The sequence below is a fragment of the Pseudomonas sp. NPDC089547 genome (assembly GCF_050280665.1).
Lineage (GTDB): Bacteria > Pseudomonadota > Gammaproteobacteria > Pseudomonadales > Pseudomonadaceae > Aquipseudomonas.
Genome location: NZ_JBNNVS010000040.1, coordinates 14,258 through 38,140 on the forward strand (window position 1 = coordinate 14,258; position 23,883 = coordinate 38,140).

The 23,883-nt window shown below is 63.3% G+C and carries 21 protein-coding genes; 8 read left to right on the forward strand and 13 right to left on the reverse strand.

The window, feature by feature from the left end:
- The first annotated feature begins 208 nt into the window (after positions 1-208).
- A complete protein-coding gene (locus ACQKPZ_RS21985; protein WP_427542140.1) occupies positions 209-1,255 on the forward strand; it encodes a haloacid dehalogenase-like hydrolase in 1,047 nt (348 codons plus the stop codon).
- A gap of 174 nt (positions 1,256-1,429) precedes the next feature.
- On the opposite strand, the gene ilvD is transcribed toward ACQKPZ_RS21985, so the two are convergent.
- Together ilvD and ACQKPZ_RS21995 are read right to left on the reverse strand one after the other, a co-directional pair.
- Complete coding sequence (gene ilvD, locus ACQKPZ_RS21990; protein ID WP_391126591.1) at positions 1,430-3,271, reverse strand: dihydroxy-acid dehydratase; 1,842 nt, start codon at positions 3,269-3,271, stop codon at positions 1,430-1,432.
- A 271-nt stretch (positions 3,272-3,542) separates the two neighbouring features.
- A complete protein-coding gene (locus ACQKPZ_RS21995; protein WP_391126588.1) occupies positions 3,543-4,739 on the reverse strand; it encodes a class I SAM-dependent rRNA methyltransferase in 1,197 nt (398 codons plus the stop codon).
- Positions 4,740-4,917: 178 nt separating this feature from the next.
- Between ACQKPZ_RS21995 and ACQKPZ_RS22000 the strand changes: the two genes are divergently transcribed.
- Complete coding sequence (locus tag ACQKPZ_RS22000) at positions 4,918-5,736, forward strand: HDOD domain-containing protein (protein WP_391126678.1); 819 nt, start codon at positions 4,918-4,920, stop codon at positions 5,734-5,736.
- A gap of 3 nt (positions 5,737-5,739) precedes the next feature.
- On the forward strand, positions 5,740-6,552 hold the full coding sequence (mutM, locus tag ACQKPZ_RS22005) for a bifunctional DNA-formamidopyrimidine glycosylase/DNA-(apurinic or apyrimidinic site) lyase (RefSeq protein WP_046613562.1): 813 nt from the start codon (positions 5,740-5,742) through the stop codon (positions 6,550-6,552).
- Positions 6,553-6,714: 162 nt separating this feature from the next.
- On the opposite strand, the gene ACQKPZ_RS22010 is transcribed toward mutM, so the two are convergent.
- From ACQKPZ_RS22010 to ACQKPZ_RS22030, 5 genes are all read right to left on the reverse strand, one after another.
- Positions 6,715-6,966 (reverse strand): YfhL family 4Fe-4S dicluster ferredoxin, encoded by a 252-nt coding sequence (locus ACQKPZ_RS22010; protein WP_016489663.1) that lies wholly within the window; start codon positions 6,964-6,966, stop codon positions 6,715-6,717.
- Positions 6,967-7,074: 108 nt separating this feature from the next.
- Positions 7,075-7,554: a pantetheine-phosphate adenylyltransferase gene (coaD, locus tag ACQKPZ_RS22015; RefSeq protein WP_027920955.1), complete on the reverse strand. Its 480-nt coding sequence runs from the start codon at positions 7,552-7,554 to the stop codon at positions 7,075-7,077.
- 112 nt (positions 7,555-7,666) lie between these two features.
- Positions 7,667-9,265 (reverse strand): GMC family oxidoreductase N-terminal domain-containing protein, encoded by a 1,599-nt coding sequence (locus ACQKPZ_RS22020; protein WP_427542143.1) that lies wholly within the window; start codon positions 9,263-9,265, stop codon positions 7,667-7,669.
- A 20-nt stretch (positions 9,266-9,285) separates the two neighbouring features.
- Positions 9,286-9,771, reverse strand: coding sequence for a twin-arginine translocation pathway signal protein (locus tag ACQKPZ_RS22025; protein ID WP_427542146.1), 486 nt, complete (start codon positions 9,769-9,771; stop codon positions 9,286-9,288).
- 10 nt (positions 9,772-9,781) lie between these two features.
- Positions 9,782-11,212 carry a coniferyl aldehyde dehydrogenase gene (locus ACQKPZ_RS22030; RefSeq protein WP_427542149.1) on the reverse strand — a complete coding sequence of 477 codons (1,431 nt, stop codon included), beginning with the start codon at positions 11,210-11,212 and terminating at the stop codon, positions 9,782-9,784.
- Positions 11,213-11,363: 151 nt separating this feature from the next.
- Between ACQKPZ_RS22030 and ACQKPZ_RS22035 the strand changes: the two genes are divergently transcribed.
- Together ACQKPZ_RS22035 and ACQKPZ_RS22040 are read left to right on the forward strand one after the other, a co-directional pair.
- On the forward strand, positions 11,364-12,029 hold the full coding sequence (locus ACQKPZ_RS22035) for a TetR/AcrR family transcriptional regulator (protein WP_391126570.1): 666 nt from the start codon (positions 11,364-11,366) through the stop codon (positions 12,027-12,029).
- 35 nt (positions 12,030-12,064) lie between these two features.
- Positions 12,065-12,919 (forward strand): sulfurtransferase, encoded by an 855-nt coding sequence (locus ACQKPZ_RS22040; RefSeq protein ID WP_427542152.1) that lies wholly within the window; start codon positions 12,065-12,067, stop codon positions 12,917-12,919.
- 172 nt (positions 12,920-13,091) lie between these two features.
- Here the strand turns inward: ACQKPZ_RS22040 and ACQKPZ_RS22045 are convergent, their stop codons facing one another.
- The 6 genes from ACQKPZ_RS22045 to ACQKPZ_RS22070 all read right to left on the reverse strand — a co-directional run bounded on the left by ACQKPZ_RS22045 (position 13,092) and on the right by ACQKPZ_RS22070 (position 20,344).
- A complete protein-coding gene (locus ACQKPZ_RS22045) occupies positions 13,092-14,084 on the reverse strand; it encodes a hydrolase (protein ID WP_427542155.1) in 993 nt (330 codons plus the stop codon).
- A gap of 60 nt (positions 14,085-14,144) precedes the next feature.
- Positions 14,145-15,515 carry a M16 family metallopeptidase gene (locus ACQKPZ_RS22050; protein WP_427542158.1) on the reverse strand — a complete coding sequence of 457 codons (1,371 nt, stop codon included), beginning with the start codon at positions 15,513-15,515 and terminating at the stop codon, positions 14,145-14,147.
- A complete protein-coding gene (locus tag ACQKPZ_RS22055) occupies positions 15,508-16,809 on the reverse strand; it encodes a M16 family metallopeptidase (protein WP_427542161.1) in 1,302 nt (433 codons plus the stop codon). Before ACQKPZ_RS22055 ends, ACQKPZ_RS22050 begins: the two co-directional genes overlap by 8 nt.
- A gap of 94 nt (positions 16,810-16,903) precedes the next feature.
- Positions 16,904-17,506: a 16S rRNA (guanine(966)-N(2))-methyltransferase RsmD gene (gene rsmD, locus ACQKPZ_RS22060; RefSeq protein WP_427542164.1), complete on the reverse strand. Its 603-nt coding sequence runs from the start codon at positions 17,504-17,506 to the stop codon at positions 16,904-16,906.
- Entirely contained in the window at positions 17,506-18,996 is a 1,491-nt protein-coding gene (locus ACQKPZ_RS22065) for a M16 family metallopeptidase (protein ID WP_427542167.1), read from the reverse strand. Before ACQKPZ_RS22065 ends, rsmD begins: the two co-directional genes overlap by 1 nt.
- The gene (locus ACQKPZ_RS22070; protein WP_391126555.1) at positions 18,989-20,344 is read right to left on the reverse strand and encodes a M16 family metallopeptidase; all 1,356 of its coding nucleotides are present in this window, start codon (positions 20,342-20,344) and stop codon (positions 18,989-18,991) included. The genes ACQKPZ_RS22065 and ACQKPZ_RS22070 overlap by 8 nt, the downstream gene beginning before the upstream one ends.
- A 231-nt stretch (positions 20,345-20,575) precedes the next feature.
- On the opposite strand from ACQKPZ_RS22070, the gene ftsY reads away from it, so the two are divergent.
- The 3 genes from ftsY to ftsX are packed head-to-tail and all read left to right on the forward strand — an operon-like array spanning position 20,576 to position 23,828.
- Entirely contained in the window at positions 20,576-22,132 is a 1,557-nt protein-coding gene (gene ftsY, locus ACQKPZ_RS22075; protein WP_427542170.1) for a signal recognition particle-docking protein FtsY, read from the forward strand.
- A 2-nt stretch (positions 22,133-22,134) separates the two neighbouring features.
- Entirely contained in the window at positions 22,135-22,806 is a 672-nt protein-coding gene (gene ftsE / locus ACQKPZ_RS22080) for a cell division ATP-binding protein FtsE (RefSeq protein WP_391126549.1), read from the forward strand.
- Positions 22,803-23,828: a permease-like cell division protein FtsX gene (ftsX, locus tag ACQKPZ_RS22085; protein ID WP_427542173.1), complete on the forward strand. Its 1,026-nt coding sequence runs from the start codon at positions 22,803-22,805 to the stop codon at positions 23,826-23,828. Before ftsE ends, ftsX begins: the two co-directional genes overlap by 4 nt.
- The last annotated feature ends 55 nt before the right edge of the window (positions 23,829-23,883 follow it).

Here is a 23,883-nt window from a genome sequence, read left to right on the forward strand (position 1 = left end):
CTCTGTGAGCGATTGCGAACGGAAATGCTAACAGGCTGAAAACAAACGAATTTATACCCAAATGGAATTTGCATAGTCGTTTATGGAATAACGACTTGTCGCAGATTGCAATGAACACGGCGTTTACTGCTGCATGGAGGTCGCTATCGACGGCCGCCGGCAGGGATTGTTGCACTAGCGTTTCCGGGTCATTTCAGGAGATTCGTACATGAGAGTCGCTGTGAAAGCCGCCGCCATCGGCCTGTCCCTGCTGTTCAGTATCGAAACCTTCGCCACCGAGCTCAAGCACTGGCCTGCCGAAGCGGCCAAACAGCTCGACAGCATGATCGCTGCCAATGCCAACAAGGGTAACTACGCGGTGTTCGACATGGACAACACCAGTTACCGCTACGACCTTGAAGAGGCCTTGCTGCCGTTCATGGAAAACAAAGGGCTGCTGAGCCGGGAAAAGCTCGACCCGTCGTTGAAGCTGATGCCGTTCAAGGACACCGCCGAGCACAAGGAAAGCCTGTTCAGCTACTACTACCGGTTGTGTGAAGTCGACGACATGGTCTGCTACCCGTGGGTAGCCCAGGTGTTCTCGGGCTTTACCCTGAAGGTGCAGGTGGATGAGCTGATGGCTTCCACCAAGCCGATCCCCAGCACGTATTATGAAGGGGATCAGGTAAAGGCCATCGAGGTGCAGCCGCCCAAGGTCTTCAAGGGCCAGGCCGAGCTGTACAACAAGCTGATGGAGAACGGCATCGAGGTGTACGTGATATCCGCCGCCTCCGAAGAGTTGGTGCGCATGGTCGCTTCGGACCCCAAGTACGGCTACAACGTGAAGCCGCAGAATGTGATTGGCGTGAGCCTGCTGCTCAAGGATCGCGCCAATGGCCAGTTGACCACCGCGCGCAAGCAGATCAGTGCCGGGCACTATGACGCCAAGGCCAACGAAGGGCTGGAGCTGACGCCGTACCTGTGGACCCCGGCCACCTGGATGGCGGGTAAGCAAGCGGCGATCCTGACCTATATCGATGAGTGGAAGAAGCCGGTGCTGGTGGGTGGCGACACGCCGACCAGTGATGGCTACATGCAGTTTCATGGGGTGGATGTAGGTAAAGGTGGTATCCACCTGTGGATAAACCGCAAGGCCAAGTACATGGACCAGCTGAACGGGATGATTGCCAGAAATGCGGCGGCGCAGGCCAGGGAAGGGTTGCCGGTGACGGCGGACAAGAACTGGGTGATCGTGACGCCGGAGCAGATTCAGTAAGCCTTGTGTTGCCTTTGCTGGCCTCTCCGCGGGCTCGCCCGCTCCCACAGGAATTGTACAAGTTTCAGATGCTATGCAGTCCCTGTGGGAGCGGGCGAGCCCGCGAATAGGCCGGTACAGGCATAAAAAAACCGGCGCTCAGAGCGCCGGTTCTTCATTCACGCTTTCAGAGCCTCACAGCCCTTCCAGCATTGCCTTGTTACGCACAGCACCCTTATCGGCACTGGTCGCCAGCAGGGCATAGGCCTTCAGCGCGGTGGTCACCTTGCGTGGGCGTACTTCAGCTGGTTTCCAGCCCTTCTTGTCCTGCTCGATGCGGCGCTCAGCCAGCTCTTCATCGCTGACCAGCAGGTTGATCGAACGGTTAGGGATGTCGATCAGTACCTTGTCGCCGTCACGCACCAGGCCGATAGCGCCGCCAGCAGCAGCCTCCGGCGAGGCGTGGCCGATCGACAGGCCCGAAGTACCGCCCGAGAAGCGGCCGTCGGTGAGCAGGGCGCACGCCTTGCCCAGGCCTTTGGACTTCAGGTACGAGGTCGGGTACAGCATCTCCTGCATACCCGGGCCACCTTTAGGGCCTTCGTAGCGGATGATCACGATGTCGCCGGCTTTCACTTCGTCGGCGAGGATGCCGCGCACGGCGCTGTCCTGGCTTTCGAAGATTTTTGCGGTGCCTTCGAACACGTGGATCGACTCGTCGACACCGGCGGTTTTCACCACGCAGCCGTCAAGGGCGATGTTGCCGTACAGCACGGCCAGGCCGCCTTCTTGCGAATAGGCGTGCTCGAAGCTGCGGATGCAGCCGTTCTCGCGGTCGTCATCCAGGGTTTCCCAACGGGTCGACTGGCTGAACGCGGTCTGGGTCGGGATGCCGGCAGGGCCTGCCTTGAAGAAGGTGTGTACGGCCTCGTCATCGGTCTGGGTGATGTCCCACTTGGCGATGGCTTCTTCCATGCTGCGGCTGTGCACGGTCGGCAGGTCCGTGTGCAGCAGGCCGCCACGGGCCAGCGAGCCGAGGATGCTGAAGATGCCACCGGCGCGGTGCACGTCCTCCATGTGGTACTTCTGGATGTTCGGCGCCACCTTGCACAGCTGCGGCACTTTGCGCGACAGGCGGTCGATGTCACGCAGGTCGAACGCCACTTCGCCTTCCTGGGCTGCGGCCAGCAGGTGCAGGATGGTGTTGGTCGAGCCGCCCATGGCGATGTCGAGCATCATGGCGTTTTCGAACGCCTTGAAGTTGGCGATGCTGCGCGGCAGCACCGACTCGTCGTTCTCGCCGTAGTAGCGCTTGCACAGTTCGACGATGGTGCGGCCGGCGGTGAGGAACAGCTGCTCGCGGTCGGCGTGGGTGGCCAGGGTCGAACCGTTGCCCGGCAGGGCCAGGCCCAGGGCCTCGGTCAGGCAGTTCATCGAGTTGGCGGTGAACATGCCGGAGCACGAACCGCAAGTCGGGCAGGCGCTGCGCTCGTATTCGGCGACTTTCTCGTCGCTGGCGGTGGAGTCGGCGGCGATGACCATGGCGTCGACCAGGTCCAGGCCGTGGCTGGCCAGCTTGGTCTTGCCGGCTTCCATCGGGCCGCCGGAAACGAAGATCACCGGGATGTTCAGGCGCAGGGCGGCCATCAGCATGCCGGGGGTGATCTTGTCGCAGTTGGAGATACACACGATGGCGTCGGCGCAGTGGGCGTTGACCATGTACTCCACGGCGTCGGCAATGATTTCGCGGCTTGGCAGCGAGTACAGCATGCCGTCGTGGCCCATGGCGATGCCGTCATCGACCGCGATGGTGTTGAATTCCTTGGCCACGCCACCGGCGCGCTCGATTTCGCGGGCAACCAGCTGGCCCAGGTCCTTCAGGTGCACGTGGCCCGGGACGAACTGGGTGAACGAGTTGGCAATGGCGATGATCGGTTTCTTGAAGTCTTCGTCCTTCATGCCGGTGGCGCGCCACAGGGCACGGGCGCCGGCCATGTTGCGGCCTTGGGTGGAAGTCTTGGAACGATAATCAGGCATGAAACACTCCTGGCGGCTTAATCAGGTCACATAAAGGGGAGTGAGCTTCTCTTGTCCTTTGCGCCGCAGGCCGGTTGCCACTGGCACGGATGAGGCCGAAGACCGCGCGGGATCGCCGCGTGCTTGGCCAGAGCTCATAAACCCGCCGGGGATGACTGGCGATGAATAGGCCGATTCTACACCGCTGGCGCGGCGAAGGAATGCAGATGTGGATGGTTGGCGGGGGGATTGCGGCAGGAAAGGGCCGCTTGGCGGCCCTTTTTAGCAGAGATCAGCTGTTGGGCAGCAACCGGCAGGTGATGCTCTTGATGTAGCGGGTCTCGGCAATGGCCGGGTGTACCGGGTGGTCCGGCCCCTGGCCGCCGCGCTCAAGCAGCTGCATGTTGCGGTCCAGGTGGCGGGCGCTGGTCAGCAGGATGTTGTGCAGGTCGTCCTCGGGCAGGTGCATCGAGCACGAGGCGCTGACCAGGATGCCGTCCTTGCTCAGCATGCGCATGGCCTGTTCGTTGAGGCGGCGGTAGGCCGCTTCGCCGTTTTTCAGGTCTTTCTTGCGCTTGATGAAGGCGGGTGGGTCGGCAATGATCACGTCGAAGCGTTCTTCAGCAGCCTTCAGTTCCCGCAGGGCTTCGAATACATCGCCCTCGATGCAGGTCAGCTTCTCGCTGATGCCGTTCAATGCAGCGTTACGCTCCACGCCATCCAGGGCAAAGCCCGAGGCGTCGACGCAGAACACTTCGCTGGCGCCGAACGCGCCGGCCTGCACGCCCCAGCCACCGATGTAGCTGAACAGGTCGAGCACACGCTTGCCTTTAACGTACGGCGCCAGGCGCGCGCGGTTCATGCGGTGGTCGTAGAACCAGCCGGTCTTCTGGCCTTCACGCACCGGGGCTTCGAACTTGACGCCGTTCTCTTCCAGCGGCACCCAGTCCGGCACCTCACCGTAGACGGTCTCGACATAGCGCTGCAGGCCTTCGGCGTCACGCGCGGCGGAATCGTTCTTGAACAGGATGCCGCTTGGTTTGAGCACTTGCACCAGGGCAGCGATCACGTCGTCCTTGTGCGCTTCCATGGTGGCCGAGGCCAGCTGAACCACGAGGATGTCGAAGAAGCGGTCGACCACCAGGCCCGGCAGCAGGTCGGAATCGCCATAGACCAGGCGGTAGCATGGCTGGTCGAACAGGCGCTCGCGCAGCGACAGAGCGACGTTCAGGCGGTGTACCAGCAGCGACTTGTCCAGCGGCAACTTGATGTCGCGCGACAGCAGGCGGGCGCAGATCAGGTTGTTGGGGCTGAGTGCGACGATGCCCAGCGGCTTGCCGTTGGCTGCCTCCAGAACGGCCTGCTGGCCGGCCTGGAAGCCTTGCAGCGGGGTCGCAGTAACGTCGACTTCGTTGCTGTAGACCCACAGGTGGCCGGCGCGCAGGCGGCGGTCGGCATTGGCTTTGAGGCGAAGGCTGGGCAGGGACATGACGTCGCTCCGGGAAAAAAGAGCGGGAGTATACCCTGTTGGCCTGCACTTCGGTTCGGGGTACGACAAAGCGCTGGCACAGCCAACTGGGTTAGAATCCCCCGTCCTAAACGAGTGTGCACGTATGTCCCAAGAACTCAGCGCCGAACAGATCCAGCAAGCCTTGCAAGGCATCACCATCCCGCCGCAACCGCAGATCATGGTCGACCTGCAGTTCGAGCAGTACATGCCTGACCCGGACCTGGAAACCATCGCCAAGCTGATTTCCCAAGACCCGGGCCTCTCGGGGGCCTTGCTCAAGCTGGTCAACTCGCCGCACTTTGGCCTGGCCAACAAGATTGGCTCGATCCAGCGTGCGGTGAACCTGCTGGGCAGCCGTTCGATCATCAACCTGATCAACGCCCAGTCGATCAAAGGCGAGATGAGCGACGAGACCATCGTCACCCTCAACCGCTTCTGGGATACCGCTCAGGACGTGGCGAACACCTGCCTGACCCTGGCCAAGCGCACCGGCATCCAGGCCGCGGACGAGGCCTACACCCTGGGCCTGTTCCATGACTGCGGCGTGCCACTGATGCTCAAGCGCTTCCCCAACTACATGGATGTGCTGGAAGAGGCCTATGCCAAGGCCGGCGAAGAAACCCGCGTGGTCGATACCGAAAACCATACGTTCAACACCAACCATTCGGTGGTCGGCTACTTCACCGCCAAATCCTGGCGCTTGCCTGAGCACCTTACGGCTGCCATCGCCAACCACCACAACGCCTTGGCGGTGTTCCGCGACGAGAGCTCGCGCAACACACAGAGCCAGCTGAAGAACCTGCTGGCAGTCCTGAAGATGGCCGAGCACATCTGCGCGTCCTACCGGGTGCTTGGCAACCAGGCGGTTGACCACGAATGGAACGTGGTCGGCCCGCTGGTGCTCGATTACATTGGCTTGTCGGAATACGATTTCGAAAACCTCAAGCAGAACATTCGCGAGCTGGGCGGGCACTGACACATGCCGGAATTACCCGAAGTTGAAACAACCCGGCGCGGTATAGCGCCCCACCTGGAAGGCCAGCGCGTCAGTCGAGTGGTGGTGCGTGACCGGCGCTTGCGCTGGCCGATCCCCGAGGACCTGGATGTGCGCCTGTCGGGGCAGCGCATTGTCAGTGTCGAGCGGCGCGCCAAGTACCTGTTGATCAATGCCGAGGTCGGTACGCTGATCAGTCACCTGGGCATGTCGGGCAACCTGCGGCTGGTCGAGCTGGGCTTGCCGGCGGCCAAGCATGAGCACGTGGACATCGAGTTGGAGTCGGGGCTGATGCTGCGCTACACCGACCCGCGCCGCTTTGGTGCCATGCTGTGGAGCCTGGACCCGCTGAACCACGAACTGCTGCTGCGCCTGGGGCCGGAACCGCTGACCGACCTGTTCGACGGTGAGCGCCTGTTCCAGTTGTCCCGCGGGCGGTCGATGGCGGTCAAGCCGTTCATCATGGACAACGCAGTGGTGGTGGGGGTGGGCAACATCTACGCCACCGAGGCGCTATTTGCCGCGGGCATCGACCCGCGCCGGGAGGCGGGCGGGATTTCCCGGGGGCGCTACCTGAAGCTGGCGATCGAGATCAAGCGGGTGTTGGCGGCGGCGATCGAGCAAGGCGGTACCACACTGCGCGACTTTATCGGGGGCGATGGGCAGCCGGGGTACTTCCAGCAGGAATTGTTCGTTTACGGGCGCGGTGGGCAGCCGTGCAAGGTGTGTGGCACGGAGCTGCGCGAGGTGAAGCTGGGGCAGCGGGCGAGCGTGTATTGCCCGCGCTGCCAGCGCTGAAGCGCACAGGTGTGCTGCTTTCCCCTGTAGGAGCGGCCTTGTGTCGCGATGGGGTGCGAAGCGCCCCCAAAATTTCAGCTTCTGCGCAGAAACCGCTGGGGGCGCTTCGCACCCCATCGCGACACAAGGCCGCTCCTACAGGGACCGCGCAGGCCTGAAGGGTCAGTCCTTGCCGGTAATGCGGCGGTACTTGGCCATCAGCTGTTCTTCGGTCTCTGGGTGCGCTTCATCCAGTGGGATGCAGTCGACCGGGCAGACTTGCTGGCACTGCGGCTCGTCGTAGTGACCTACGCACTGGGTGCACAGGTTAGGGTCGATCACGTAGATCTCTTCGCCTTGGGAGATGGCCTCGTTCGGGCACTCGGGTTCGCAGACGTCGCAGTTGATGCAATCGTCGGTGATGATCAGGGACATGGGGACTCCGGCCGGGGCTCACAGCCCGGGCATGTTCAACGCAATGGGCACAATTGTGCCGCATTCGCGCCCGCAGTGCACGCGGGCGCGACAATCAGGCGGTCAGGCTTACTTCTTGAAGCGTTCGGTCAGCGCTTCGGCCACCACCGGGTGGACGAACTTGGTGATATCTCCGCCCAGTGCGGCAATTTCCCGGACCAACGTCGAAGAAATGAACGAATAGCGCTCCGACGGCGTGAGGAACAGGCTCTCGACATCGGGGGCCAGCTGCCGGTTCATGTTCGCCAGTTGGAACTCGTACTCGAAGTCGGAAACGGCACGCAGGCCACGCAGGAAGACGTTGGCACCCTGTTCCTTGGCGAAATGCGCCAACAGGGAAGAGAAGCCGATGACTTCGACATTGGGCAGGTGCTTGGTGACCTCACGGGCGAGCTCCACCCGTTGTTCCAGCGGGAACAGGGGGTTTTTCTTCGGGCTGGCCGCCACTGCGATGATCACGTGGTCGAACAGCCGCGAGGCGCGCTCGACCAAGTCGCCATGGCCTTTGGTAATGGGGTCGAAAGTACCCGGGTACAACACTCGGTTCATCGCGTCATCCTGGCTGGAGTGCGTTGGGGAGTCGGATGGTAGCGCAGCGACGGCGCCCCGGCCAAGTCATGCGGCTGGCTGATGGCACTATAGACAGGGGCCGTATTGGTTGTCATGCGCTGTGTGCCAGGCGGGCAATCAGGGCCTCGGTAAGCCTGGCGCTGATGGCATACACCGAAAGTTGCGGGTTGGCGCCGATGCTGGTGGGGAACAGCGAGCCGTCGTGGACCGACAGGTTTTCCAGCTGGTGATGGCGGCCCAGGCTGTCGCATACCGCCTGGCGCGGGTCTTCGCCCAACGCGCAGCCACCCATCACATGGGCGCTGCCCAGGCGCGTCCTGAAGGGCTCCAGGCGCAAGGTGTCGATCATGCGCAAGGCCTGTTCCAGGCTGGAAGCGGTGCTGGCATCGCTGTGCACGGGCGTCACCTGCGTGGCCCCAGCCGCGAACTGGATCTGTGCCATGCTGCGGTAGGCGCGACGCAAGCCGTCGCGCAGGTAGCCGGTGACCGGGTAATCGAGCACCGGTGAGCCATCGCCACGCAGCTCCACGGCCCCGCCCTGGCTTTCGGGGTGAAAGCCGTCACGTAGCAACGCCAGCATTACATGGGTGTGCGGCAGCTCGGCCATGCGCCGGGCGTTCTCCTGGCCGTGTCCGCCCAGCAGGGTGCTGGCCAGGGCCGGGTGCAGCGGCGGCACTTCCAGTTTGTAGCCGACCGGGCCATCCGTGCCGCCTTGCCACTGGAAGTGGTCGCTGTAGATGGACTGCGGGGCGCCGTAGTAAGGGTCGATGCGCTCCTTGAAGCGCGCTGCGCTGAAATTTACCAGGTGCAGGAAGGTGCGCTTGCCCAGGCGGCCGTGGGGGTCTGGCGCGTCGGAACGCAGCAGCAGGGCCGGGCTGTTGATGCCGCCGCCGGCCAGCAGGTAATGACGTGCACGTACGCTGACCTGCTTGCCGGTGGGGTAGATGCCTTGGGCATCCAGGGCCTGGCATGTCAGGCCCTGGATACGTTCGCCGTTGTGTGTGAAGCGCGCGGCCCGGGCCAGGTACAGCAGTTCGCCGCCATGCTCGAGGGTGGCGGGAATACGGGTTACCAGCATCGACTGCTTGGCATTCACCGGGCAGCCCATGCCGCAGTAGCCCAGGTTCCAGCAGCCGCGCACGTTGCGCGGGATCACCGCCCACCGGTAGCCCAGTTGTTCGCAACCGCGGCGCAGCACGTCGTTGTTGGCGTTGGGCGGCATGGCCCAGGGTGTAATGCCCAGCTCTTGTTCCACCCGCTCGAACCAGGGGCGCAGGTCATCCTCACCCAGGCCGTTCACGCCGTGCGCCGAGGCCCAGTGGGCCAGCGTCTGCGGCGGGGTACGAAAGCTCGATGTCCAGTTCACCAGCGTGGTGCCGCCAACGGCGCGGCCCTGAAGAATGGTGATGGCGCCATCCTTGCTCATGCGCCCCAGGCCCTCCTGGTACAGGCTGGCGTAGGCTTCGCTCTCCAGCAGGTGGAAGTCGCTGCTGGTCCTGAGCGGGCCTTCTTCGATCAACAGCACCTTGAAACCGGCAGCGCTGAGCATCTGTGCGCTGGTGGCACCACCGGCACCGCTGCCGATAACGGCTACATCGGCCTCAAGGGCTAGGTCATGCTCCAGGCGCGAAGCGTCGTGGGTTATCCAGCCGCGTTCGAGGCCTTGGCGAAACGGATCGGCTACAGGCATTGGCGATGCTCTTGTTGTTTTCAGATGTTCGGTGGGCCGGGGTAACCACAGGCGGCCCAGGACTCGGGGCGTTCGTACCAGGCCATTTGCAGCAGTTGCAGCAACGAGGCGTGGCCCATGCGCAGCAGGTTCAATGAACTGTCCTGCCAGCGCTGCAGGAAGGCTGTGACCTGGGTAGGGCTGGCCTGTTCCCAGGCGCCCCAGATACCGGTCAACGGGCCGCGGGTGAGTGGCAGGCTCAGCACGTCGAACAGTTGCCGGGTGAGCTTGAGCATTTCCGGCGACAAGGCCGCCAGTTTGTGGTCGAGGCTCAGCAGTACTGGCTGCTCGGTGGCCAACGTACCCGCCAGCACCACCGGGATCAGCGCACGCAGCAGTGGCAGGTCGTCATCGCGCACTGCCTGGTAACCGTGTGCGCTGGTTTGCGCGGTGCAGCCGACCAGGCTGGTGGCACTCAGAAAGACGCTGGCGCCCAAGCTGAAACGCAGCAGGTCACGGCGTTGCATAGGCCGGCCCTCAGCGGATAAACAGCTTGTAGATCAGGCGCTGCAAGGCTTTGCCATAAGGCGGGTAGATCAGCCGGGCGGCGTTCAAGCGTTGCTTGGCCAGCACTGCCTTGGCCTTGCTGAAGGTAAGGAAACCGTCGTGGCCGTGGTAATGACCCATGCCCGAAGGGCCGATGCCACCGAAGGGCAGGTCGTCCTGGGCCACGTGCAGCAAGGTATCGTTCAAGCACACCCCACCCGAGTGGGTGTTGCATAGCACGCGGTCCTGGCCGGCCCGGTCATAACCGAAGTAGTACAGCGCCAGAGGCCGCGGGCGCTGGTTGATGTAAGCCAGCGCCTGGTCGAGGCTGTCATAGGGCAGCAGCGGCAGCAGCGGGCCGAAGATTTCGTCCTGCATCACCTGCATGTCGTCATTCACACCCAGCAGCAGGTGCGGTGGCAGGCGCCGGCCCTGGCGGGTTTCGCCAGGGTACAGGTCGACCACCTGCGCACCCTTTTCCCGGGCATCGTCCAGCAGGTGCTGCAAACGCTGGAGCTGGCGCGGGTTGATGATGGCGGTGTAGTCGGGGTTATCGGCAATGCGTGGGTACAGGCGGCGGACGGCGCGCTGGTAGGCGTCGCTGAAGGCCTCCAGCCTGTCACGCGGCACCAGCACGTAGTCGGGGGCGACGCAGGTCTGGCCAGCGTTCAGGGTTTTGCCAAAGGCAATGCGCTCTGCCGCGGTATCCAGGGGCACGTCGGCAGACACGACGGCTGGTGACTTGCCGCCCAGTTCCAGGGTGACCGGGGTCAGGTTCTGCGCAGCAGCCAGCATGACCTGGCGGCCCACGCTGGTGGCGCCGGTGAACAGCAGGTGGTCGAAGGGCAGGCGGGCGAAGGCTTGGCCCACCTCGACTTCACCGAGCACCACGCTGACCAGGTCGGTGGGGAAGACCCGTTCCAGCAATTGCTTCAGTACCTGGCCACTGGCAGGCGTGGCTTCGCTGAGCTTGAGCATGACCCGGTTGCCTGCGGCGAGGGCGCACGTCAGCGGGCCGATGGCGAGGAATAGCGGGTAGTTCCACGGCACGATGATGCCGACCACCCCCAGCGGTTGGTAACGCACCTGCGCGCTGGCCGGCTGGAAGGCCAGCCCAACCTGCCGCCGGCTGGCGCGCATCCAGCGTTGCAGGTGCTTTTCGGCGTGGCGCAGGCCCTGTACCGAGGGCAGCAGCTCGGCCAGCAGGGTCTCGTCGGCGCTGCGCCCGGCAAAGTCCTCGCTGATGGCTGCGATCAACCCGGCCTGGCCGGCCAGCAGGGCTTCGCGCAGGCTTTTTAGCCATTGCCGGCGTTGGGCGGCGGGTGGCAGAGGGTTGCCCGCAAAGGCCTGGCGCTGGGTGGCGAACACTGCTGCAAGGTCGAGGTCGGGTTGCACAGGGGGCAAGGCACTGGGCGAGTTCATGGCGGCGTCGAGTCCGGGCAGGGAATCCCTAGAGCCTATACTCTAATTTGTACCATGGTGCGAATTTTTCCGCGCCGTCGAACGGTGCATTCCACCTGCAATACGCCGTAAGATGGCACTTTGAAGAAGGCCCGCAGACTGGGAGCTGAGCATGGCCCCGCGCATGAAGACCCGAGAGCGCATCGTGCAGAACAGCCTGGAGCTGTTCAACCAGCAGGGCGAACGCAGCGTCAGTACCAACCACATTGCCGCGCACATGGAAATCTCGCCCGGCAACCTGTATTACCACTTCCCCAACAAGCAGGCGATCATCGCCCTGTTGTTCAGCCAGTACGAAGAGCTGGTGGACAGCTTCCTGCGCCCGCCACAAGGGCGCGCAGCGACCGTGGAGGACAAGCGCTTCTACCTCAAGGCCTTGCTGGCGGCGATGTGGAACTACCGCTTCCTGCACCGCGACCTGGAGCACCTGCTGGAAAGCGATGCGGAACTGGCCGCCCGCTACAGGCGCTTTTCCGAACGCTGCCTGCGCCAGGGCCAGGCGATTTATCGCGGCTTTGTCGAGGCCGGCATCCTGACCATGGCACCTGCGCAGATCGAATCGCTGACCATCAATGCCTGGATCGTGCTGACGTCGTGGGTGCGCTTTCTCAGCACCACCCGTGAACATTCCGCGCATCTGGGTGAAGAAGCCTTCAAGCGCGGCGTCTACCAAGTGCTGGTGCTGGAACTCGGCTATGTGACCGACAACGCCCGCAGTGCCGTGGACGCCCTGTGCCAGGAATTCCATGTACCGTTCAACCAGGCCCTGGAACAGTAACCCAGGGCCCTAGTGCCATCGATCAGGAGATTGTCATGCCCCTTGCGCAATTGATCACCCCGCAGCAGTTGGCCGAGCGTCTGGACTCGCCCAAGTTGGTGATCCTCGACTGTCGCTTTGCCCTCGAGGATGTGGACTATGGCCAACGCAGTTACGCCCAGGGGCATATTGCCGGGGCGCATTTTGCCGACCTGGACCGTGACCTTAGCGGGCCGGTGAGCAAGGGGCGCACCGGGCGCCACCCTTTGCCTGAGGCGCGGCGCCTGGTCGAACGCTTGCGCGATTGGGGCCTGGACGATGACAGCGAGGTGGTGCTGTACGACGACGGGCCGGGCGCTTTTGCCGCTCGCGCCTGGTGGTTGCTGGCCTGGCTGGGCAAGCGCAGCGGCGTGGCGATTCTCGATGGTGGGCTGAAGGCGTGGCATGCGGCGCACCTGCCGCTGAGTCTGGACTCGCCGCCAAAGCACGAAGGCACCTTCACGGGTGAGCCGGATGCCAAATTGTTGGTCGATGCCGACCACTTGGGCAAGCGCCTGGGTGCTGCGGACCTGACCTTGCTAGACGCACGCGCGTTGCCACGTTTTCGTGGCGAAGTGGAACCGATCGACCCGGTTGCCGGGCATATTCCGGGTGCGCAGTGTGCGGCCTTCACCGACAACCTCGGCGCTGACGGGCGCTTCCTGCCTGCGGACCAGCTCAAGCAGCGCTTTGCCGAAAAGCTGGGCGGGCGTGCGCCGGAGCAGTTGGTGTCCTACTGCGGGTCTGGGGTAACGGCTTGCCATAACCTGTTTGCGCTGGCGCTGGCGGGCTACCCGCTGGGCAAGCTGTATGCGGGGTCGTGGAGCGAGTGGATCAACAACCCAGCACGTGGTGTGGCCACTGGCGAATAGATACTCAGTACAGGAGATCGCGGGTTTTTGTGGGAGCGGCCTTGTGTCGCGATAGGGCCGCAAAGCGGCCCCGGCAATTCATGTGGTTTTGCCAAGGTCCTGGGGCTGCTCCGCAGCCCATCGCGACCCAAGGCCGCTCCCACACAGATCGCGTAGCTTTTGCATACTCTGACTAGCTACCGTCGACCAGCCACTGCGGAATCCGCCGCTCCAGGTAATACCCCGGGTTGCGCAGGCTGCCATCGACAAACCCCACATGCCCGCCGCGGCTGTGCAGTTCGAAGCGGGTTTGCGGTGCCAGTTCACGCGCCGTAGGCAGGCTCTGGCCGGCCACGAACGGGTCATCGCTCGAGTGGATGATCAGCGTAGGCGTGCGGTTCTGGCCAAGGAAGAAGTGGCTCGATGAGCGGCGATAGTAATCGTGCGCATCGCGAAAGCCGTTGAGCGGAGCAGTGACTTTGCCGTCGAAATCCCAGAACGTGCGCAGGTTGGTCAGGTGCCCCAAGCGCTGCAACGCCGCCAGCCGTTCATGTTGGCCCTGCTCATGGAAGTGCCGCTGCTTGAGCTGAACATACGCCAGCATCTCGCGCATGAAATGCGCCTGATACACCTTGGAGAACCCCTGGCCGATACGGTCGGCACAGTGGTCCAGGCGAAAGGGTACCGACACGGCAACTGCCGCCTCCAGTTGGCTGGCAACGCCGCTCTCGCCCAGGTATTTCAACAGCACATTGCCACCCAGCGAGTAACCCACCGCGTACAGCGGGGCCAAGGGGCGCTTTGTGCGCAGGTGGCTGACAATTTCCGCCAGGTCTTCGCTGGCGCCGGAATGGTAGCTGCGCGGCAACAGGTTGGGCTCGCCTGAGCAACCACGCCAGTTCACCGCCACGCTGGCCCAGCCGCGGCTGTGCAGCGCTTGCTGCAACCCTTTGACGTAGGGCGAGTGGGAGGAGCCGGTCAGCCCATGCAGCACGAGCACCAGTGGCGCTTGGGCCTGATGTGGGCCATGCCAGTCGAGGTCGATGAAGTCGCCGTCGGCCAGCCATAGCCGCTCGCGGTCGCGCTGCAGCGCAGGCAGCTTGCGCCACAGGGGGCCCCATAGCGTCTGCAGGTGGGGGTTGGACAGGCCGGTGGCCGGCCGGAAGGTGGCGCTTGTGCTGGGCATACTGGGCAACTCGTGATGTGCCTGCCTAGAGTGCCATGAAAAAGCGCCACCGTACCTGCGCTATTGGTCGAGGCCCGGCAGCGCTTGTTGGACGACCTGAGTGCCGACACTGACAAGTACCTTGTGGCTCAGGTCGAGCCGGCGCTGCATGACGGTGCGAATATCCTCCGGGGTCAGCCTACCGATGCGCTCGATGTAGGTGTTCAGATGATCAACGGGCTGGTTTTGATGAGCGAGCTCCGTGAGCAACGCTGCCAAGCTTTTGTTTTGCGCAACTCCTCGTAGCAAATGCCCGGCAAGTTGTTTGCGCGCCAGGTCCAGCTCGGTCTGGGTCGGCCCATGGCCTATGAAATCACGCAGCAGGGTTTCTACCAGTGCCTGTGTAGCTTGCACATACGCCGGCGCGATTTCCCAATCGATGGTGAACAGGCCACCGGCACTCATGGACGATACCCGGCTGTAGATGCCGTAAGTCAGGCCGCGACGTTGGCGCAGTTCCGTCATCAAGCGGGATTCGAGGCCTGCCCCCAAAACCTCGCTCGCTAGCACCAGAGCCGGATAATCCGGGTCATTGGCGGGCACGTTGATGGGCACTGCCAGTACCAATGCACTGCTGGCGCCGGCCTGGTCGATGTTGACTGTTGTACCGGTTGCTGCCGGTACGGCTGGCAGGTCAATAGCGGGCCAGCCCTGTGGTAGGGCCTGGCAAATTCGTTGTGCAATGCTTTGTGCTTCAGTGAGAGAGAGGTCGCCGACCAACACTATCTCCAGATTGCTGGTGCAATAAGCTCGTTGGTGGAATACCCGCAAGTCCTCAGGGGTCACGGACCTTATGCCGCCAGCAGTGCTACCCAACGGGGTGCCATAGGGATGTGCCTTGAACAAATGGCGGAAAACTTCGTTGCGAGCCCTTGCATCTGGCCGCCGGTCGCGAGCTGCGTTGTGCTGCGACAACTGACGTTTTACCTTCTCAAGGGCAGGGGCCGGGAAGGCCGGGTTTGCAGCAAGATCGATGAAAAGATCCAGGGCAGGATCCAGCAGGGCCTTGCTGCTCAGGCTGCGCAGGCTCAGCGTTGCATGTTCCAGGTGTATCTTTTGTTCCGTGAACGCGCCCAGCCGTTCCATATGCTCGGCTTGCTGGGTGGCTGTGTAACGCTGGCTGCCCTCATCAAGCATGTGCCGCGTCAAGGCGGCCAAGCCGGGTTGCGAGGTGTCCTGGGTCGTGCCGGCCTTGAATCGCAGCATCACATCGACGATAGGCAGCCCGCGGGCCTCGACGAACTTCACACCTGTGCCCGTTGCTGTTGTCCAAGCCTGCACTTGTATCTGAGGGGACTCGAGCTGATTCAAGTCCAGCCCTTGGGCCGAGACAAGGCCGCCGAAGATGCCATCGGCCATGGCCGGCTGAGGGAGTGGAATTGGGTCATTCATCAGCGCTCTCCTTGCTGTGCATGAAAGTGATGGTGGTCCGGGGTTCGGTGAGGTATTCCAAGGCTGCCAGGCCGACTTGTTCGGCTGTCACTGCGTTGATGGCTTGACGTTCATCGTCCAGGGTCACGGGATCCAGACCACACCCGGCCTGCTTGCCAATGGTTGCTGCTTGTTTGCTGATATCGTCCATTTCGAACAGCCGCTTGGCCAGCAGCCGCGTTTTGGCGCGTTGAAGGTCTTCTTTGGAGGGGGCCGACTGGCGGAATGCGTCTATCTCAAGCATCAGCCGTTCGGCTATAGCCTCCGGCTTGGACTGTGGGCTGCAGAACGCGTAGAGGGTTAACAGACTGTCGCCCCGCTGCCAGGGCTCATAAGCCGATCTCAGCCCCAGCAGTAGCGATTCTTCTTGTACCAACAGGCGGTGCAATGTGCTGGCATGGCCTTCGGCAAGAACTTCAGGCAGTAGCCGCAGTGCATAGGCTTGTGCGTCAGACTTGGCGGTACATTGGCTGGGTACGTTGAAGCTGAGAATTACACCCGTGTACAGGCCTTGCAGACGCAATGTCTGGCAGCGTCGGACCAGTCCGGGAGGCGCGAGGAATGTTTGCTGTGGTGGCAGACGATTGGCGGGGATTGTTGCAAAGTGCCGGGTAACCAGCGTTTGCAGTTGTTGCAAGTCAATGTTGCCGGCCACTGCGAGCGTGGCGTTGTTGGGGCGGTACCAGCTTTGGTACCAAGTACGTGCCGCGGCCAGCGTCATGTGGCTGAGGTCCGTTTTGTGGCCGATCACTGGTGTGCCATAGCCGCTGTCGCCATAGGCGAGTAGCAGGTGGTGCTCCAGTGCCAGTGCAAGAGGGCTGTTATCGACACTTTCACGTCGCTCGGCCATGACCACTGCCAGCTCCCGAGCAAATGGCGTGCTGCCGAGGGTGGCGCTTGCCATCACGTCGGCCATGGCCTCCAGAGCAATCTCCAAGCGATTGCTGGGCAATGTCAGCGGAAAAACGGTGGCTTCATGAGCAGTAAATGCGTTCGGATTGCCGCCAATGCGTGTCATGAGCGCGGAGTACTGACCGGCGGCCAGTTTGCTACTGCCTTCGAACAGCAGATGCTCCAGTGCATGAGAAAGGCCTGTATGGCCTGCTGGCTCGGAGCTGGAACCGACGTGATACCACACTTGCGCGCTGACCAGCGGCGCGCGTCGGTCTTCACGCAGGTAGACACGCAAGCCGTTGGCAAGTGTGAAAGCGCTTACGGCGCTTACCGGTGTGGGCGGGGAAGGGCGGTGGGGCATGATTGAAGTGCTCCTGCAAGAAACGAAGGAGCAGCTTCAGCCATGGGTCTGACAAGGTTGCGGTAACTAAGTACGACAACCCAGAGTTACGGGATCAGCCCCGCTGCCACAGCGCGTAATGCACCTGGCCGGTTTTCTTTTCGCGGTGCAGGCGCCAGTTGTCGGGCATCGGCAGTGTCGACGGCGCCGCTTCGCTTTCGGTATAGATCAGCGCCTGTTCGCCCAGCCACTGGTTCTGCTCCAGCAGGTTGCAGGTGTTGGCCAACAGGTCCTGGTGGAATGGCGGGTCGAGGAATACCACATCGAACTGCTGCTTGGCCGGGCCTTGCAGGTAGCGCAGGGCATCGGTTTGCAGGATTTGCCCGCGTGGGCAGCGCAGGATCTCGAGGTTGTTCTTCAGGTTGGCGATGGCCGCCGGGTTGTTGTCCAGCGCAACGGCGTCCTTGGCCCCGCGCGACAGGGCTTCGAGCACCAGTGCGCCGCTGCCGGTGAAGGCGTCCAGCACGCGGGCACCTTCGATGTAGGGTGCCAGCCAGTTGAAAACGGTTTCGCGCACGCGATCAGGCGTTGGCCGCAGGCCATCACCCTCCGGTACCGCCAGGCGGCGGCTGCGCCACTCGCCGGCGATGATGCGCAGGTGGCCCTGGCCCTTGCTTTGGCCCGGTTGTGGGCGGGCGGTAGGGGTGGATCTAGGCATTAGTGCTCCGGTACCCCGAGCGGCTGCTCGGAGGGCTTGTCAGTGGGGGCTGGCAGCGGTTGTTGTGGCACTTTCGGGCCAACGGTGACGATCACCAGTTTATCGGCTGACAGGTGTTTGTTCATCGCTGCCTTGACCTGCTCGACGGTGAGGGCCTGGGACTGCTGCATGAAATCCTCCAGCCAGGTCAGCGGCAGGTTGTAGAAGCCGATGGCGCCCAACTGGCCGACGATACTGGCGTTACTGGCGTTGGACAGCGGGAAGCTGCCGGCCAGTTCGCGCTTGGCATCGTCCAGCTCTTGCTGGGTAGGGCCGGCCTTGAGGTAGTCGGCGAGAATGTCCTGCACCAGCTTGAGCGTACCTTCGCTGAGTTCGGCACGGGTTTGCAGGTTGATCATGAACGGGCCGCGTACCTGCATCGGGCTGAACACCGAGTACACGCCGTACGTCAGGCCGCGCTTTTCACGCACTTCGCTCATCAGCCGGGTGCCGAACGCGCCGCCACCGAGGATCTGGTTGCCCAGCGACAAGGCTGGCCAGTCCGGGTCCTGACGGTCGATACCCAGTTCGGCCAGCATCAAGTGGGTCTGCTTGGACGGGAAGTCGATGTGGGTCAAGCCGGCCTTGGCTTCGGTTGGCTGGGCTGGGGCGGCAAGCGCCGGGCCCTTGGGCAGGCCGGCAGACACCTGGGCGGCAATGGCTTCGGCCTCGGCGCGGCTCAGGTCACCGACCAGGGCGATGACCGCGTTGCCGCCGGTATAGGCCTTGGCGTGGAAGGCGCGCAGTTGTGCCAGGGTGATGCCGTTGATGCTTTCGGCGGTACCGTCACTAGGGTGGGCGTAAGGGTGATCGCCGTAGAGCTTGCCGAACAGCGCCTTGCCCGCAATCTTGCCGGGGTTCTGCTTCTCGTATTCGAACCCGGCCAGCATCTGGTTCTTGATGCGTTTGAGCGCGTCTTCGGGGAAGGTCGGTTTGCCGGCTACTTCAGCGAAAAGCTTGAGTGCGGGTTCGCGCTTGTCCTTGGCGCTGAGGCTGCGCAACGACGCTACGGCCATGTCGCGGTAGGAACCGTTGCCAAAGTCTGCGCCCAGGCCTTCGAAGCCTTCGGCGATGGCGGTCACGTCCTTGCCGGCCACACCCTCGTTGAGCATGGCGTTGGTCAGGGCGGCCACGCCGGGTGTGCTGCCGTCCTGGCTGCTGCCCGCAGCAAACGTGACGCGCAGGTCGAACATGGGCAATTCGCGGGCTTCGACGAACAACACCCGGGCGCCTTCGGCGGTGTTCCAGTGCTGGATGTTCAGCTGACGCCGGCTGGGCGCCTTGCCATCGAGCTCGGCCAGCGATTGCAAGGTGTTGGCCGGGCGGGCGGCGCTGCTGTCGGCTTTAGCTGCATTGTCGGCCATGGCCGGGGCGGCCAGCACGGCCGCCAGCGCCAAGGCGCGGATACCCGTGGCCAGCAGGGTTGGGCGCGGTGCGCGACGATCACTCATGAGCGGACTCCTCAGGCAGTACATGGGCAACGCTCAGGCGTTCACGGGTGAAATAGGTGCGCGCGGCGTTCTGGATGTCCTGCGGGGTGACACGCTTGAGCTCGTCCAGCTCGCTGTCGATCAGTTTCCAGGACAGGCCGACGGTTTCCAGCTGGCCGATAGTGGTGGCCTGGCTGCTGATGGAGTCGCGGTCGTAGACCAGGCCGGCAATGACCTGGGCGCGCACGCGTTCGAGCTCTTCTGCCGTGGGCGGGGTGGTCTTGAGCTCGTCAAGCAACTGCCAGATGCCTTTTTCGACATCGGCGAGGGTTTTCTGCTTTTGCACGTTCGGCGTAGCCGAGATCAGGAACAGGCTGTCGCCGCGAGTAAAGGCGTTGTAGCTGGACGAAGCACCGGCTACCAGCTCCTGGCCACGCTCCAGGCGGGCCGGCATGCGGGCGCTGTAGCCGCCGTCGAGCAGGGCCGAGATCAGGCGCAGGGCGTGGACGGTACGCGGGTCTTTGGCGGTGGGCAGGCCGGGCACGTTGAACCCGTAGATCAGGCTGGGCAGCTGCGTGCGTACATGCAGGGTCAGCTGACGCTGGCCAGGCTCGGCCAGCTCAAGTGGCAGTTTGGCAGGCGGTACCGCGCGTTTGGGAATGCTGCCGAAGTACTTCTGCGCCAGGCCCTTGACCTCATCGGCTGTGACATCGCCGACCACCACCAGGGTGGCATTGTTGGGGGCGTACCAGCTTTCGTACCAGTGGCGCAGTTCCTCGACCTTCATGCGCTCGAGGTCGGCCATCCAGCCAATGGTCGGGGTGTGGTAGCCGCTGGCCGGGTAGGCCATGGCGCGGAACAGCTCGAATGCCTTGGCGTTGGGCTGATCGTCGGTGCGCAGGCGGCGCTCTTCCTTGATCACCTCGATTTCGCGGCTGAACTCGTCGGCGGGCAGGCGCAGGCTGGCCAGGCGGTCGGCCTCCAGTTCCAGGGCCACTGGCAGGCGGTCGCGGGCCAGTACCTGGTAGTAGGCGGTGTAGTCGTCGCTGGTAAAGGCGTTTTCTTCGGCGCCCAGGTCACGCAGGATGCGCGAAGCTTCACCGGGGCCGATTTTGGCGCTGCCCTTGAACATCATGTGTTCCAGCGCGTGGGACAGGCCGGTCTGGCCCGGGGTCTCGTAGCTGGAGCCGACCTTGTACCAGATCTGCGAGACCACCACCGGGGCCCGGTGGTCTTCGCGCACGACCACTTTGAGGCCGTTGTCGAGGATGAATTCGTGGGTGGGTTGCACATCGGCGGCAAAGGCCGCGAGCGGCAGGCAGAGCGTGCCGAACAACAGGCCAGCGGCGCGGCGGGCTAGAGCATTCATACGGTGTTTAACCTGTTCGGCGGCCCGCTGGGTTTAGCGTCGACGGGCCAGGAGGTGCTAGGATACTGATCCGGTTGCCTGGCGACCATGCCTGTCGCCGTTCTGGCCCACAGGACACTAAGACAAAACGTTGCGCATGAACCAGCCGGCTTCAAGATAGTCTGTTCTGCGTAGAGAGAATTCCCGATGTGCCGTTGCTGGCCCATCGCTACCCTGAGATAGCCGTCCTCCATGTTTGGTTCCAACGACGACAAAAAAGCGCCGGCCGAGGCTGGCGAAAAGAAAGGCCTGTTCAGCTGGTTTCGAAAGAAGCCGCAGCAACCCGTCGCCGAACAGCCACAAGCGCCTGAAGCCCAGGCCGCAGAACCTGTAGCGCCGCAGCCCGCCGTCGAGCACCCTGAAGCTGCTCCGGTAGAGCCGGTGGTTGCAGAAACTCCCGCACCTGCAACCGAGACCCCTCGGGCTTTCGAGCCAGCACCAGCCCCTGAACCTGCACCTGCCCCAGTGGTTGCACCGGTCCTCGAGCCTGCCCCGGCGCCTGAGCCTGCCCCAGTGGTTACCCCAGCTCCCGAGCCTGCACCGGCCCCGGTGGGAGCGGGCGTGCCCGCGAATGCGGAGCCTGCCACCCCGCAGGTCGTAACCCCTGCGCCAGCACCAGCCCCGGTCGTTCAATCCGTCGAACCCCCGGTCAGCAACCTGGTCCTGCCCGTTGCCGAGGAGCCCGTCGCCCTGGTCCCTGACCTGGAGCCCAAGGCCCCGCCAGCGATCCCCGAGCGCCCGGTGGCTGCACCTGTCGAGCCAGAGCCAGAGCCAGAGCCAGAGCCAGAGCCAGCCCCTGCCACAACCGTTACCGAGCAAGCCAAACCAGGCTTCTTCGCCCGCCTCAAACAGGGCCTGTCCAAGACCAGCGCCAGCATCGGCGAGGGCATGGCCAGCCTGTTCCTCGGCAAGAAGGTCATCGACGACGACCTGCTCGATGAAATCGAAACCCGGCTGCTGACTGCCGACGTCGGCGTGGAAGCCACCTCGGCCATCGTCCAGAACCTGACCCAGAAAGTCGCGCGCAAGCAGCTGGCCGACGCCGATGCCCTGTACAAGTCGTTGCAGGAAGAACTGGCCGCACTGCTGCGCCCGGTTGAGCAGCCGCTGAAAGTCCAGGCACAGAACAAGCCCTACGTGATCCTCGTGGTTGGCGTGAACGGTGCCGGCAAGACCACCACCATCGGCAAGCTGGCCAAGAAGCTGCAACTGGAAGGCAAGAAGGTGATGCTGGCTGCGGGCGATACCTTCCGTGCCGCGGCGGTCGAGCAACTGCAGGTGTGGGGCGAGCGCAACCAGATTCCGGTGATTGCCCAGCACACAGGCGCCGACTCTGCCTCGGTGATCTTCGATGCCGTGCAGGCCGCGAAGGCGCGTGGCGCGGACGTGCTGATCGCCGACACCGCCGGGCGCCTGCACACCAAAGACAACCTGATGGAAGAGCTGAAGAAAGTTCGCCGGGTCATCGGCAAGCTCGACGCCGATGCGCCACACGAGGTGCTGCTGGTGCTCGACGCCGGTACTGGCCAGAACGCCATCAGCCAGGCCAAGTACTTCAACCAGAGTGTCGAACTGACCGGGCTGGCCCTGACCAAGCTGGACGGCACCGCCAAGGGCGGGGTGATCTTCGCCCTGGCCAAGCAGTTCAATATCCCGATCCGCTTCATCGGTGTGGGTGAAGGCATCGATGACCTGCGCACCTTTGAAGCCGAGCCGTTCGTCAAGGCTCTGTTCGCCGAGCGAGACTGACCATGATCCGATTCGAACAGGTTGCCAAGCGCTATCCCAACGGTCATGTGGGTTTGCATGAGCTGAGTTTCCGGGCGCGCCGGGGCGAATTCCTGTTCGTCACCGGGCACTCGGGCGCCGGCAAGAGCACCTTGCTGCGCCTGTTGCTGGCCATGGAACGCCCGACCAGCGGCAAGCTGATGCTGGCCGGGCAGGACCTGGGCCAGATCAGCAATGCGCAGATCCCGTTCCTGCGTCGGCAGATCGGCGTGGTGTTCCAGAACCACCAGTTGCTGTTCGACCGCACGGTGTTCAACAACATCGCCCTGCCACTGCAGATTCTCGGCCTGTCCAAGGCCGAGGTCGCCAAGCGCGTGGACTCGGCCCTGGAGCGTGTATCGCTGAGCGACAAAGGCGAGCTGTTCCCGGCCGACCTGTCCACCGGGCAGCAGCAGCGTGTCGGTATCGCACGCGCTATCGTGCATCAGCCGGCCTTGCTGCTGGCCGACGAACCCACCGGTAACCTCGACCCGCGCCTGGCCGCAGAGATCATGGGTGTGTTTGAAGACATCAACCGCCTGGGCACCACGGTATTGATCGCCAGCCACGACCTGGCACTGATTGCGCGCATGCGCCACCGTATGCTGACCTTGCAGCGCGGCCGCTTGATCGGCGATGGGGAGGCCGGGCAATGAGCACTACACGTACGCCGAAGGTTTCCGAGCGGGTTGCGCCAAAGCCGGCCGACCCGCAACCGGCAAAGAAAAAACGCGGCGAAGACGATGACGGCCCGGATTTCCGCACGTTGCTGCATGCCTGGCTGGAAAGCCACCGTGCCAGCATGGCCGATAGCCTGCGCCGTCTGGGCAAGCAGCCGATAGGCAGCTTTTTCACCTGCCTGGTGATGGCAGTGGCGCTGAGCATGCCCATGGGCCTGTCGTTGCTGCTGAAAAACATCGAGCAGCTTGGCGGCTCGTGGCAGCGCGCAGCGCAGATCTCGCTGTTTCTCAAGCTGGATGCCGGTAGCCGCGACGGTGAAGCGCTGCGCGATGAGATCAAGGGCATGCCCGGCGTGGCAGACGCGCAATTCGTTAGCCGCGAGCAGGCACTGGAGGAGTTCCAGCAGCAGTCTGGCCTGGGCGAGGCCTTGCGCGAACTGCCGGACAACCCGCTGCCTGGCGTAGTGGTGGTGACACCGAGCGAGGTCGACAAGCCGGCCCTGGAAGCGTTGCGTCAGCGCCTGTCTGAGCTGCCGAGGGTGGAGGTGGCGCAACTGGACCTGGTGTGGGTCGAGCGCCTCGCGGCCATCCTCAAGCTGGGTGACCGCTTCGTCTTCGGCTTGGCCGTGATGCTGATTTCTGCGTTGCTGTTAGTAATCGGTAACACAATTCGTCTACACATTGAAAACCGCCGCATCGAGATCGAGGTGATCAAGCTGGTAGGCGGCACCGACGCCTACGTGCGCCGGCCTTTCCTGTACATGGGCGCTTTGTATGGCCTGGGTGCTGGCCTGCTGGCGTGGGGCATCCTGGCGTTTGGCCTGAACTGGCTGAACGAGGCGGTTGTAGGGCTTTCCGGCCTGTATGGCAGTGATTTCGCACTGGGCGGAGTGCCTGCGTCCGATGGTCTGTCCCTCTTGATCGGAGCAGTGTTGTTGGGGTATATCGGTGCATGGATTGCCGTCGCTCGTCATCTGAACGAGCTGGCGCCGCGATAGTTTTTACGTGCCAGCATTGACATTTTCTTCACCATGGAACTTGTACCGTCGTTCC

Bases quoted from the DNA above. Each gene is read 5' to 3' on its own strand.
- ACQKPZ_RS21985 (WP_427542140.1), top strand. From the start codon at position 209: ATGAGAGTCGCTGTGAAAGCCGCCGCCATCGGCCTGTCCCTGCTGTTC.
- ilvD (WP_391126591.1), bottom strand. From the start codon at position 3,271: ATGCCTGATTATCGTTCCAAGACTTCCACCCAAGGCCGCAACATGGCC.
- ACQKPZ_RS21995 (WP_391126588.1), bottom strand. From the start codon at position 4,739: ATGTCCCTGCCCAGCCTTCGCCTCAAAGCCAATGCCGACCGCCGCCTG.
- mutM (WP_046613562.1), top strand. From the start codon at position 5,740: ATGCCGGAATTACCCGAAGTTGAAACAACCCGGCGCGGTATAGCGCCC.
- ACQKPZ_RS22010 (WP_016489663.1), bottom strand. From the start codon at position 6,966: ATGTCCCTGATCATCACCGACGATTGCATCAACTGCGACGTCTGCGAA.
- coaD (WP_027920955.1), bottom strand. From the start codon at position 7,554: ATGAACCGAGTGTTGTACCCGGGTACTTTCGACCCCATTACCAAAGGC.
- ACQKPZ_RS22020 (WP_427542143.1), bottom strand. From the start codon at position 9,265: ATGCCTGTAGCCGATCCGTTTCGCCAAGGCCTCGAACGCGGCTGGATA.
- ACQKPZ_RS22025 (WP_427542146.1), bottom strand. From the start codon at position 9,771: ATGCAACGCCGTGACCTGCTGCGTTTCAGCTTGGGCGCCAGCGTCTTT.
- ACQKPZ_RS22030 (WP_427542149.1), bottom strand. From the start codon at position 11,212: ATGAACTCGCCCAGTGCCTTGCCCCCTGTGCAACCCGACCTCGACCTT.
- ACQKPZ_RS22035 (WP_391126570.1), top strand. From the start codon at position 11,364: ATGGCCCCGCGCATGAAGACCCGAGAGCGCATCGTGCAGAACAGCCTG.
- ACQKPZ_RS22040 (WP_427542152.1), top strand. From the start codon at position 12,065: ATGCCCCTTGCGCAATTGATCACCCCGCAGCAGTTGGCCGAGCGTCTG.
- ACQKPZ_RS22045 (WP_427542155.1), bottom strand. From the start codon at position 14,084: ATGCCCAGCACAAGCGCCACCTTCCGGCCGGCCACCGGCCTGTCCAAC.
- ACQKPZ_RS22050 (WP_427542158.1), bottom strand. From the start codon at position 15,515: ATGAATGACCCAATTCCACTCCCTCAGCCGGCCATGGCCGATGGCATC.
- ACQKPZ_RS22055 (WP_427542161.1), bottom strand. From the start codon at position 16,809: ATGCCCCACCGCCCTTCCCCGCCCACACCGGTAAGCGCCGTAAGCGCT.
- rsmD (WP_427542164.1), bottom strand. From the start codon at position 17,506: ATGCCTAGATCCACCCCTACCGCCCGCCCACAACCGGGCCAAAGCAAG.
- ACQKPZ_RS22065 (WP_427542167.1), bottom strand. From the start codon at position 18,996: ATGAGTGATCGTCGCGCACCGCGCCCAACCCTGCTGGCCACGGGTATC.
- ACQKPZ_RS22070 (WP_391126555.1), bottom strand. From the start codon at position 20,344: ATGAATGCTCTAGCCCGCCGCGCCGCTGGCCTGTTGTTCGGCACGCTC.
- ftsY (WP_427542170.1), top strand. From the start codon at position 20,576: ATGTTTGGTTCCAACGACGACAAAAAAGCGCCGGCCGAGGCTGGCGAA.
- ftsE (WP_391126549.1), top strand. From the start codon at position 22,135: ATGATCCGATTCGAACAGGTTGCCAAGCGCTATCCCAACGGTCATGTG.
- ftsX (WP_427542173.1), top strand. From the start codon at position 22,803: ATGAGCACTACACGTACGCCGAAGGTTTCCGAGCGGGTTGCGCCAAAG.